This is a genomic window from Telluria sp. LT2P80 (assembly GCF_059685955.1).
Map to the genome: position 1 here is coordinate 503,227 of NZ_JCASIO010000003.1, position 11,683 is coordinate 514,909.

At 61.2% G+C, this 11,683-nt stretch carries 12 protein-coding genes; 1 reads left to right on the top strand and 11 read right to left on the bottom strand.

The window, feature by feature from the left end; translation table 11 throughout:
- Positions 1–103: 103 nt before the first annotated feature.
- Together AC56LW_RS11435 and AC56LW_RS11440 are read right to left on the bottom strand one after the other, a co-directional pair.
- Positions 104–1,420 carry a sensor histidine kinase gene (locus AC56LW_RS11435; RefSeq protein WP_499634313.1) on the bottom strand — a complete coding sequence of 439 codons (1,317 nt, stop codon included), beginning with the start codon at positions 1,418–1,420 and terminating at the stop codon, positions 104–106.
- Between the two features lie 13 nt (positions 1,421–1,433).
- The gene (locus tag AC56LW_RS11440; RefSeq protein WP_499634316.1) at positions 1,434–2,129 is read right to left on the bottom strand and encodes a response regulator transcription factor; all 696 of its coding nucleotides are present in this window, start codon (positions 2,127–2,129) and stop codon (positions 1,434–1,436) included.
- A 289-nt stretch (positions 2,130–2,418) separates the two neighbouring features.
- Here AC56LW_RS11440 and AC56LW_RS11445 point away from each other — a divergent pair, with 289 nt between their 5' ends.
- A complete protein-coding gene (locus AC56LW_RS11445) occupies positions 2,419–3,222 on the top strand; it encodes a Crp/Fnr family transcriptional regulator (protein WP_183553067.1) in 804 nt (267 codons plus the stop codon).
- A gap of 4 nt (positions 3,223–3,226) precedes the next feature.
- On the opposite strand, the gene AC56LW_RS11450 is transcribed toward AC56LW_RS11445, so the two are convergent.
- From AC56LW_RS11450 to infC, 9 genes are all read right to left on the bottom strand, one after another.
- Positions 3,227–4,717, bottom strand: coding sequence for a CHASE3 domain-containing protein (locus AC56LW_RS11450; RefSeq protein ID WP_499634318.1), 1,491 nt, complete (start codon positions 4,715–4,717; stop codon positions 3,227–3,229).
- A gap of 201 nt (positions 4,718–4,918) precedes the next feature.
- Complete coding sequence (locus tag AC56LW_RS11455; RefSeq protein ID WP_091873377.1) at positions 4,919–5,551, bottom strand: response regulator; 633 nt, start codon at positions 5,549–5,551, stop codon at positions 4,919–4,921.
- A 246-nt stretch (positions 5,552–5,797) separates the two neighbouring features.
- Positions 5,798–6,205, bottom strand: coding sequence for a MerR family transcriptional regulator (locus AC56LW_RS11460; RefSeq protein ID WP_332533342.1), 408 nt, complete (start codon positions 6,203–6,205; stop codon positions 5,798–5,800).
- A gap of 7 nt (positions 6,206–6,212) precedes the next feature.
- Entirely contained in the window at positions 6,213–6,581 is a 369-nt protein-coding gene (locus AC56LW_RS11465) for an integration host factor subunit alpha (protein ID WP_183553735.1), read from the bottom strand.
- 152 nt (positions 6,582–6,733) lie between these two features.
- On the bottom strand, positions 6,734–9,160 hold the full coding sequence (gene pheT, locus AC56LW_RS11470; protein ID WP_499634321.1) for a phenylalanine--tRNA ligase subunit beta: 2,427 nt from the start codon (positions 9,158–9,160) through the stop codon (positions 6,734–6,736).
- Between the two features lie 23 nt (positions 9,161–9,183).
- Complete coding sequence (gene pheS, locus AC56LW_RS11475; protein ID WP_499578932.1) at positions 9,184–10,197, bottom strand: phenylalanine--tRNA ligase subunit alpha; 1,014 nt, start codon at positions 10,195–10,197, stop codon at positions 9,184–9,186.
- Between the two features lie 137 nt (positions 10,198–10,334).
- Positions 10,335–10,694 carry a 50S ribosomal protein L20 gene (rplT, locus tag AC56LW_RS11480; RefSeq protein ID WP_183553077.1) on the bottom strand — a complete coding sequence of 120 codons (360 nt, stop codon included), beginning with the start codon at positions 10,692–10,694 and terminating at the stop codon, positions 10,335–10,337.
- Positions 10,695–10,714: 20 nt separating this feature from the next.
- Positions 10,715–10,912, bottom strand: coding sequence for a 50S ribosomal protein L35 (gene rpmI, locus AC56LW_RS11485; RefSeq protein ID WP_183553079.1), 198 nt, complete (start codon positions 10,910–10,912; stop codon positions 10,715–10,717).
- Positions 10,913–11,201: 289 nt separating this feature from the next.
- The gene (gene infC / locus AC56LW_RS11490; RefSeq protein ID WP_221290154.1) at positions 11,202–11,672 is read right to left on the bottom strand and encodes a translation initiation factor IF-3; all 471 of its coding nucleotides are present in this window, start codon (positions 11,670–11,672) and stop codon (positions 11,202–11,204) included.
- Between the last annotated feature and the right edge of the window lie 11 nt (positions 11,673–11,683).

Below are 11,683 nucleotides of genomic sequence, written 5' to 3' on the forward strand. Positions count from 1 at the left end.
ATGCTGACAAATCCCTGACAACTGCGCAAAAATGCGCTACTTGCTTGACGCAACAACATTGTTTCGGGGATTGCCGCGTTTGCCGCAGCCATCAAACAGGATGTCAGCCCGATATGCCAAAACGCACAACGACGTGCGTGCCACCGCCCGCTGCCCCGCCAATCGCCACGTCCGCGCCGTGAGCACGTGCGATGTCGCGCACGATCGCCAGCCCCAGGCCGCTGCCAGTGGACTTGTCATCGAGCCGCACGAAGCGCTCGAACACGGCGGCGCGCCGGGCGGCGGGAATGCCGGGACCGGAATCGACGACGGAAAACTGCGTCGCCCCGCCATCCACTCCGCAACCGACCGTCACCTGTCCGCCCTCCGGCGTATAGCGCAGTGCATTGTCGACCAGGTTGTCGATCAGATCGCGCAATTGAAAGGCGTCGCCCGTGACTGGCGCCGGTGCCAGCTCGAAGCCCAGGTCAATCTCCTTGCGCGCCGCCTTGTCGACGAAGAACTGGATCGATTCCTGCACCAGCAGCGCCAGGTCGAGCGGGCCGACATGGTCACCTGGCCGCCCTTCCCTCGCCCGCGCCAGCGCCAGCAACTGATTTACCTGGCGGATCATGCGCTCGTTGGCCAGGCCCATCATGGCAAGCGACGCCACGGTGTTGGCGTCCTGCGCGTGACGGGCATGCAGCCATTCGAGCTGCAGTTGCACGCCGGCCAGCGGCGTGCGGAGCTGGTGCGCCATGTCGGCCAGAAAGTCGCGCTGGGCCCGCGCGCCGGCCTCGACTTTGTCCAGCAGGTCGTTGAAGCCACTGACCACGGGCGCGATTTCATACGGCACCCCGTCGCCGGGAATGGGGGCGAGGTCGCCCGGTCCACGCCTGGCCAGCTCGGCGCGGATGCGTGCCAGCGGCCGCAAGCCATTGCCAACAGAAAGCCAGACGACGCCAACCAGCGTCAGCGTGCCGAGCGAGACCAGCACGACGAGAGAGCGCACGATGGCGGCGCGCACCTCGAGGCGCTGGCGCAATGTGTGGGCGACGCCGACGTGACGTACGCCGGTCGGCGTGGCCACAGCCAGCGCGACGACGCGCACCGGCTCGCCGTCAACCTCGGCGTCATACGCCGGCGCGCCGGGGCGCAATGGCGGAAAAGTCCTGCTTCCTTCGAGATGCCGGCCTCCCACGTCGCGCACGACGAACCAGGCGCGCTCACCCGTCGCTGCAGGGGCCACGGGTGGCAGGCTGGCCATACTGCCGGCGGCCACGCGGCCCGCCAACGCGGTGGCCGTGTCCATGAGGCCGGCGTCGAACGCCACCTGGGCGGGTGTCCAGGCCAGGCCCGCGACGAGCGCGGCGAGCACGAGATTGACAAGCAGAATCGGCCCGAGCAGCCATTTCAGCAGGCGCAGGCGGATGCTGTTCATCGGGAGGACTCGATCATGCAACCGCTTCGAGCAGGTAGCCGAAGCCGCGGATGGTGCGGATCGCCACGTCGGCGCCATCGAGCTTCAGGCGCAGGCGTGAGACATAGACTTCCACGGCATTGAGCGTGACATCGTCGCCCCACGGCAGGATGGCGTCGAGAATCTGCTGCTTGGAGACGACGCGGCCTGCCTGCTGCAGCAGGTATTCGAGCACGCCCCACTCGCGCACGGACAATTCAATAGCGCCTTCGCCGATACGTGCGCGGCGGGTGGCACTGTCGAGGCTCAGGCGACCCAGGGTCAGGACAGACGACGGCGACGCATGACGGCGGGCCAGCGCGCGAATGCGGGCGACCAGTTCGGCAGTAGCAAAGGGTTTGACCAGATAGTCGTCGGCGCCGGTTTCCAGGCCGCGGACGCGGTCTTCGACGGCGTCGCGGGCGGTCAGCAGGAGGACGGGGATTGCGCCACCACGCGCGCGCAGGCGGCGTACCACCTCGAAACCATCGATCCCGGGCAGGCCGATATCCAGCACGGCGACGTCGAATGTGGGGGTGGACTCGGCACGTTGCAAGGCGGTGTCAGCGGCAAGGCCGTCGCGCACCAGGTGCACGGTCATGTCCTGCGCAGCGAGCGCGCGCAGCAAACCGTCAGCGAGCACGGTATCGTCTTCGACCAGCAATATATGCAGCCCGATTTGCAGCCCCATTTGTAGGAATATCCTGTTTTGTGGACGATGAACATCACCGCCGGCACCCCGAATTATGCGTTATTTTTTGTTTCCATAACAAAATACAACGCCTTTTAGGGGCAAAACAGGCATTTCTCCCAGTAGGACTGGGCTGACACATGATGATGCTTGCAACCTACACCGGGGCGACTACATGTCTTATGTGCGGCAACAGACGGTAGACGTAAAGTACACACATCGCAACGAGGCAAGCACCATACGCCTTCTGACTTGCACCCGACGCACGATAGACCTAAGAGGACATAAAATGAACAACACTCAACTTGCTGGTATCACACAAAAAGCAAAAAGCCAGACCCCTGCCACGAGTGAGGCAATGAAGTCCCAGTCTAAACCGATCGTCAGCTATAGCGGCACCCAACAAAACGAATTGCTGGCAGCACTGCCACGCATGGACCTCGAAGAAATGTTCGACCACCTCGAACTGGTGGCGATGCCATTCGGTAAAGAACTGTTCGAGTATGGCAGCAAACTGGAATACGTGTATTTCCCGACAACGGCAATCGTGTCGCTGCTGTACGTGATGGAAGATGGCGCCACGACCGAAATCGCTGTCGTCGGCCACGAAGGTGCAGTCGGTGTGTCGCTGTTCATGGGTGAGCGCGCTACCTGCTCGGCTGTCGTGCAAAGCGCTGGCTACGGTTATCGCCTGCGCACCCAGTACCTGCGTGACGCCTTCAACCGCGGCGGCGCCCTGCCACAACTGCTGATGCGCTACACCAATGCCCTGTTCGCCCAGATGGCACAGAACGCAGTCGGCGGCCGTCACAGCTCGATCGAACAGAAGCTGTGCCGCTGGTTGCTCGATCGTCTGGATCGTTCAGCAAGCAACGAACTGAAAGTGACCCAGGAACTGATCTCGATTATGCTGGGTGTGCGCCGCGAGAGCATCACTGCTGCCGCCGGCAAGCTGCAAGACGAAGGCCTGATCCAGTACCGTCGCGGCAACATCACCGTACTCGACCGTGCTGGCCTGGAAGACTACGCTGGCGAATGCTACAAGGTTGCCAAGTCGGAATACGACCGCCTGCTGTCGGACGTCGCACGCTAAGTCATCAACCCGGGTTCGCTGCCCCGTGCGGTAGCGAATCCTGATATTCCGGCCCTGCACTCTGCGTCAGGGCCGGCGGTGTGTAAACGGTGCCTGCCACCTCATTGCCGCCCGGCGCCAATGCCGGAATCAGCGCGCGAACACACGTTCCAACGTCATTCACTCCCCGCTCCACCACTAACGTACCGCCCAATAGCAAGGCGCGTTCACGCATGCCAAGCAAGCCATGGGATTTCGTTCCGGTCAGCATGCCATCAGGGATGCCGATCCCATCGTCGGTAATTTCCAGACCCCATCCAGTCGGCTCGCGCGTCAGATTCACGATGACATTGCGCGCCTTCGCATACTTGGCGATGTTGTTGAGCGCCTCCTGCGTGATGCGGAACAGGGCGATGGCCTGCGTCGGACCAGCTTCATCGACATCGGCATCGATCAGCGCATCACAATCGAGCGACGTCACGTGCGCATAATCGGCGCAATAACTTTGCAGCGCCGCCGACAAGCCCATATTGTCGAGCAGGCTCGGTCGCAGGTTTTCGATGATGCGGCGCTTGAGCTGCACGGTGTCGACCAGCGTGCGGCGCGCACGGCCCAGCTTATCCGCCAGATCCGGTTCATTCGCCCGCAAGCGATCAATGACGGTGGCCAGGTCAATGCCGATTGCCGTCAGGTTGGCGCCCATCTCGTCGTGCAGTTCGCGTGCAAGCCGTGATTTTTCTTCTTCCGACACGCGAATCAGGTGGCGCGACAGGACGGACAATTGCGCCGTACGTTCCGCAACAATGTGCTCGAGACCGTCGTTCGTCTGCTGCAACGCATGCTCGGCATCCAGGCGCGCCCCGAAGGCACGCTGCACCAGCTTGTAAAAGAGCAGCAGGATAATGATGGCCGCGACATTGATGCTGACACCAAACAGGGCGGCATGCCGATACTGCTGATAAAAACCGGCGGTGCGCGACTTGACTAACTCATTCTGTTCACGCGCCATGATCACCACTTGCAGGCGGATTTCATCCATTTCCGCGCGCTCGTCCGGTGACGCAGCATTCGCAACGATGTCATCCAGGCCACCGTGGCGGAATACGTCGAGCGACTGATTCAGCAAGGCGAGCTTGCGCTGGACCAGCGCGCGCAACTGCGCCAGATTGCGGGTTTGAGAAGGATTATCGGCGAGCAGCACGCCAAGTGCGCGCAACTGGGCATCGATCTGCTGCGGCGCGCCGCGCAGCGGGCTCAGATACACCGGATCGTTCGACAGGAAATAGCCACGCAGACTCGATTCGGCATCCGTGACGAGGAGATTCAGGTATTGCAGCTCGTCGGAGACCTGGGCAGTCTGCGCCTGGAGCAGATTGGCGTCGCGCAAATCATCGAGATTGCGCAGCAAGAATACGCCATTGAGCACAAGGAGCACCACGCAGACGAGGCACAGCACCGACTTGTGAAGAGGAAGACGACGGGCCGGGCGGTCCGCCCAGGTGGTAGAAAAATACATCCAGACATCCTTTCACGCAGACAACGCGGCCTCGCATTCTACCTGTAAGGACGTATTGTTGCGCCGCAAAATGGCCTGACGTAACTATTTGTTGCAGTTAATGCTGTTGAATAGTGCTGACTTCGTATTAACACCGCCCCAATGACAAAACGCGCCGAAGCGCGTTGTGGGACCAATCCGATACGAAACATCAGCGCGCGCTTAGTCGAGCAGATTGTTCTTCATGGCATAGTAGGTCAAGTCGGAGTTGGACTGCAGGCCCATTTTTTCCATGATCCGGGTGCGGTAGGTCGACACGGTCTTGATCGACAGCGACAGCGCATTGCCGATATCGGACACGGTGGCGCCCTTCGCCAGACGCAGGAACACCTGGAACTCGCGATCGGACAGCTCGGTGTGCAGCGCCGTGTTCGGATCGCGGTCAAAACTCTGGGCCAGCAATTCACCGACGGTGGACGAGACGTAACGCCGGCCCTGGAATACGGTGCGCACGGCCGTCTTGAGCTCGTCCGCTTCGCATTCCTTGTTCAGGTAACCGTTCGCACCCATCTTGAAAAGGTTCAGCGCGTATTGCTGCGCCGGATAACCCGACAGAATCAACACCGGCAGGTTGGGCTGACCCTGACGAATCGTGCGCAGGATGTCGATGCCGCTTTGGTCTGGCATGGCGATGTCGAGCAGCAGCACGTCGCAAATCTCGCGACGCGCGATATCCAGTGCCTCACGGCCCGTAGCGCCTTCGGCCACGACTTCAAAGTCGCCCGACGACGAAAAAATCTGCTTGAAACCTGCTCGTACTATCTGGTGATCGTCACAAATGGCAACGCGTATCATTGTCTTCCCTTAAATTTTCCTTGCGCAGGAAAGTGCCGGATCTGCTCCGCCCGGTTGATGCGTGTCATTCAGCATCGCGCGAGTGACATTTTAACACTCCGCGGCCTGCCTTCAACAGCAGTACGAATGCATGAGTGATCAAACGTGGTGCTTGACCCGGCGACGACCCGCTGCCTGCGGGGCCGCGAGCGAACCGGCGCAGTCTGGTGCGGCGATCTGGTCGATGGCGTGAGGTGCTGGCCTGCACTAAGGTGCTGGCTGCGATCCGTGTTTCAGCAGATCGAGAATATCCAGCAAGCCGGCGCGCAGTTTGTCGCCATCGATGGCCGGTGGGGCGTCGCGCAGGCGCTCTTCGTCGAGCTCAGCCACCACGGTGGCGCGGTGGTCGAGCCGGTTGCGGGCGCCGCTGATGGTGAAGCCCTGCTCGTACAGCAATTCGCGAATGCGCCGGATCAACAGCACTTCGTGGTGCTGGTAATAGCGGCGGTTGCCACGACGTTTGACAGGCTTGAGCTGGGTGAATTCTTGCTCCCAGTAGCGCAACACATGGGGTTTGACACCGCACAGCTCACTGACTTCCCCAATCGTGAAATAACGTTTGGCCGGAATCGGTGGCAACACGGTCAGTTCGGTCTTGTTTGGTCGGTCGTTCATCGTTTAATCAGGCTGCGCGCGCCATCGAACCCGAGCCCGAATTGCCCGGCCCGGCTTCTTCCACCATGGCCTTGAGCTTCTGGCTGGCGTGGAACGTCACGACGCGGCGTGCCGTAATGGGAATTTCTTCCCCGGTTTTCGGATTGCGGCCAGGCCGCTGCGGCTTGTCGCGCAACTGGAAATTGCCAAAGCCCGACAGCTTGACGGCTTCGCCGCGCTCGAGTGCATTGCGGATCTCGTCGAAGAAGGTCTCGACCATGTCCTTGGCTTCGCGCTTGTTCAGCCCGACCTGCTCGAACAGCAGTTCGGCCAACTCGGCTTTGGTCAGCGTGGGCAATGACTGCTCTGCCTCTTTACGCACGCGCGCCACCAGCATTGCACGATCCAGGTCGGCCACGAGGGCTTCCTGGAACACGGTCGAATCAACGTCGTTATTGTTAATTTTGAGGCCCTGCCCGTAAGTCAAACGATGCCGCAGCGACAGCAACACGGCTTGGGACCCGTGTGCTGTCAGCCTGGAGATGCATATTATGCACGCAGCTTCGCGTTCAGTTTGGTTGAAGCAGTAGCGAGCACCGCCGCCATGATGGCGTCGACCGCATCGTCCTGCAGTGTCGATTGAGTATCTTGCAAGCTAAAGCGGAAAGCAAGGCTTTTTTCATCCGCTTCGAGACCCTTACCGCGATATTCATCAAACAAAACAACGGCTTGCACGATCTTTCCCATAGGATTTACTGCGATTTCAGCAGTAAAAGCGTCCAGTACGGACTGGGCCGGCACGTCCTGTTTTACGACCAGCGCGAGGTCGCGCGTGGCGCCCGGGAACTTGGAAATCTCGGCATAGACCGGCACGACGCGACCGCGCAATGCTTCAGCATCGACCTCGAACACGACCGGTGCTTGCGGCAGATCATACTTTTGCAGCCAGCGCGGGTGCAGCTCGCCGATCACGCCGATCTGCTGGTCGCCGAGCATGACGTTGGCCGAGCGGCCCGGGTGCAGCGCTGGATGTTCGGCAGTGGAGAAACGCAGCTGGCGCGGCGCGAACAGTGCTTCGAGATCGGCCTTCAGATCGAAGAAGTCGACGGCGCGCGTGGCGACGTCCCACTGCTCGTCGAGCGCAGGGCCGTAGGCAATCGCGGCGACGCGCTTTGGCTGGTCGTAACCGGCCACCGTCAGCGGACCATCCATGACCGACGCGTTGCGCTTGAACACGCCGCCGACTTCGAACGCGCGCACGCGGCCAGCCTTGCGGTTGATGTTGTAGCGCACGTTGGCGACCAGACTGCCGATCAGCGACGAACGCATCACGCTGAGCTGGCTGGCAATCGGGTTCTGCAGGCGGATCGGCTCGAGGTTGCCGGCGAAATCCTGTTCCCACGTGCTTTCGACAAAGCTCATGTTGACCACTTCCTGGAAGCCCAGGTCGGCCAGCTGGTGGCGGATCGCGAACAGCGAGCGGGTGTTTTCCGGCTCGATCAGCATCGCGCTCGGCGCCGTTGGCGGCCGGGTTGGAATGTTCTCGAAGCCATAGACGCGCGCGACTTCCTCGATCAGGTCTTCCTCGATCTCGATGTCGAAGCGGTAGGTCGGCGCCGTCACGTGGAACACGCCCTCTTCTTGCACGAAGCCCAAATGCAGGCGCGTGAAGATGTCGGCGATCACGGCATCGGTCAGCGGCACGCCGATCACTTGCGCGGCGCGCGCCGTGCGCAGCACGACCGGCGCACGCACCGGCAGGTTGACGATCTGGTCGTCGATCGGGCCAACCTTGCTGTCCGGCGTGCCGCAGATGTCGATCAGAAGCGCCGTGATGCGCTCGAGGTGCTCGGGCACGGTCGCGTAGTCGACGCCACGCTCGAAGCGGTGCGCGGCATCGGTCGAGAAATTGAAGCGGCGGGCACGGCCCTGGATGGCGTTCGGCCACCAGAATGCCGCTTCCAGATAGATATCGGTGGTGTCGAGCGAAACGGCGGTCGAATCGCCGCCCATGATGCCGGCCAGCGATTCGATCTGTGCTTCATCGGCGATCACGCCGACCCACTCGTCAATGGCAACGGTGTTGCCATTGAGAAGCTTGAGGGACTCTCCGGCCTTGCCCCAGCGTACGTCGAGGCTGCCGTGGATCTTGGCCAGGTCGAACACATGCGACGGACGGCCGACTTCGAGCATCACGTAATTGGAGATGTCGACCAGGGCCGATACCGAGCGCTGGCCGCTGCGTTCCAGGCGACGCTTCATCCAGTCGGGTGTGGCCGCGCGCGCATTCAGGCCGCGGATCACGCGGCCGGCGAAACGGCCGCACAGGTCCGGCGCCGACACCTTGACGGGCAGGATCTCATCGCTGTTGACCGCGACCGTGCGGGTCGGCTCGAGCGTCAGCGGTGCGCCGGTCAGGGCTGCCACTTCGCGTGCCACACCCAGCACGGACAGGCAGTCGGCCTTGTTCGGCGTGAGCTTGATCGTAAACTTCAGGTCGTCCAGGCCCAGGTAGTCGCGGATGCTCTGGCCCACCGGCGCGTCGGCCGGCAGTTCCATCAAGCCATTGCTTTCTTCAGAGATGCCGAGCTCTTTGCTCGAGCACATCATGCCCTGCGACTCGACGCCGCGCAGCTGGCCAACCTTGATTTCAAACGGCTTGCCATCGGCGCCTGGCGGCAGCACGGCGCCGGCTTTCGCGCAGATCGCTTTCATGCCGGCGCGCACGTTCGGCGCGCCGCACACGATATTGAGCAAGGTGCCGGTGCCGACATCGACCTGACACACGTTCAGGCGGTCGGCGTTCGGGTGCTTGACCACTTCCTTGACCTCGGCCACGACGACGTTCGAGAACGGTGGTGCGACCGCTTCGACCTCTTCGACTTCGAGGCCCGACATGGTGAGCAGGTGCGACAGCGCGCCGGAGTCGATCTGCGGATTGACGATCGAGCGGAGCCAGTTTTCGGAGAATTGCATAATCTTTGTGCCTCAGCGTCGAATTAATTGAACTGCTTCAGGAAACGCAGGTCGCCTTCGTAGAACAGGCGCAAATCGCTGATTCCATAACGCAGCATCGTCAGGCGCTCGAGGCCGGAGCCGAACGCGAAGCCGATGAATTTTTCCGGGTCGAGCCCGAAGTTGCGCACCACCGTCGGGTGCACCTGGCCGGCGCCCGACACCTCGAGCCAGCGGCCCTTGAGCGGACCGGAGCCGAACGCGATGTCGATCTCGGCCGACGGTTCGGTAAACGGGAAATACGACGGGCGGAAGCGCACTTGCAGGTCGTCGGTCTCGAAGAAGGCCTGGACGAAGTTCAGGTACACGCCCTTGAGGTCGGCGAAGCTGATGTTTTCGCCAATCCACAGGCCTTCGACCTGGTGGAACATCGGCGAGTGGGTGGCGTCGCTGTCGACACGGTAGGTGCGACCGGGCGCGATGACCTTGATCGGTGGCGTATGGGTGCGGGCGTAGCGCACCTGCATCGGGCTCGTGTGCGTGCGCAGCAGCAGCGGCTTGCCGGTGCTGTCATTGCCGTCGATGTAGAAGGTGTCCTGCATCGAACGCGCCGGGTGATTCTCGGGGCTGTTCAGTGCAGTGAAGTTGGTCCAGTCGTTTTCGATCTCGGGGCCGTCGGCCACGTCGAAACCGATTGAGCGGAAGATCTGCTCGACGCGTTCCCAGGTGCGCATCACCGGGTGGATGCCACCCTTCGAGCGGCCTCGGCCGGGCAGCGTCACGTCAATGGCTTCCATGGACAGGCGCGCCTGCAGCTGCGCCTCGGCGAGCGCATCGCGGCGCGCGGTCAATGCCTGTTCGATTTGTTCTTTGGCGGCATTGATCAGGGCGCCCTGCGCCTTGCGCGCATCGGGGTCGAGCTTGCCCAGACCCTTCATCAGGTCGGTCACCTGGCCGGTCTTGCCCAGGTACTTGGCTTTCGCATTTTCAAGCGCGGCGGCGTCTGGCGCCTCCGCGAAATCGGCACGGGCCGCGACGACGAGTTCTTCCAGGTTCATGCTTGTTCTTTTCCTGTTTTTCGTTGGCGGGAGACGCCAGAATCAAAAACGGGGCACAGGTGTGAACCTTGCCCCGCTTCTTTGTGCACCACGCCCGGTGAAGGGCGCGGCACCAACTTGCTTAACCGCTTAACGAATCAAGCAGCCAGCTTGGCCTTGACGGCGCTGACAATCGCGGCGAATGCCGGCTTGTCATGCACAGCCATGTCGGCCAGGACTTTACGGTCCAGTTCAATCGCGGACTTCTTCAGGCCGTTCATGAACACGCTGTAGGTCATGCCGTGCGAACGCGATGCCGCGTTGATACGGGTGATCCACAGTGCGCGGAAGACGCGCTTCTTGTTGCGACGGTCACGGTATGCGTATTGGCCAGCGCGCATGACTGCTTGCTTGGCAACACGATATACCTTGCTGCGACGACCGCGGTAACCTTTGGCAAGGTCAAGAACCTTCTTATGACGGGCACGTGCTGTAACCCCACGTTTAACTCTAGGCATAGTAGCTCCTTAGTGTGAGATTAAGCAGATGGCATCATGCGGTAGACGGACGTGACGTCTGCTGCATTGATGTTGCGGGTGCCGCGCAGTTGGCGCTTGTTCTTGGTGGTCTTCTTGGTCAGGATGTGACGCTTGAACGCCATACCCGATTTCACAGTACCACCTGGACGCACGCGAAAACGTTTCTTCGCGCTGCTTTTGGTTTTCATTTTTGGCATAGTCATCTGCCCTCGCGGACAGTCTCATATGTAACAGGATTGCAGGTGGCAGCGACGCTGCTCTTAGATGCCTACTTTCACTTGTTTTGCAGCAGACGCAGAGCCTGCTACAACCTGCTTGTCGCAAACAGGAATCGAAGATTGTAGCACAGCTTCTACACGCTGCGATAGCCGACAGAAAGAAACACTGCTAGCCGGCGACACCGGGCGTACGGACGCAATAAAGCCGGGCCGGGCTGCAGACACTGCCTGCAACGCGGACCCGGCTCTGGATGCTCCCGGCGAAGAATTACTTCTTCTTCCTCGGCGCGACCACCATGATCATCTGGCGACCTTCGAGTTTCGGGAACTGCTCCACCTGACCGACTGCATCGAGATCCGTGCGCAGACGCTCGAGCACACGCATACCGATATCCTGGTGGGCCATTTCACGACCGCGGAAGCGCAGCGTGATCTTGGCTTTGTCGCCTTCTTCCAAGAACTTGATGAGGTTACGCAACTTGATGTTGTAGTCGCCATCATCGGTACCTGGACGGAATTTGACTTCCTTGACCTGGATGATCTTCTGCTTGAGCTTCGCCTCATGCGCCTTTTTTTGCTCCGAATACTTGAACTTGCCGTAGTCCATCAGGCGGCAGACCGGCGGGACCGCGTTTGGCGCGATCTCGACCAGGTCGACGTTCAGTTCTTCGGCCATGCGAAACGCGTCGGCCAGACTAACGATGCCCAATGGCTCGTTCTCTACGCCGTTCAAACGCATTTCGGGATGAG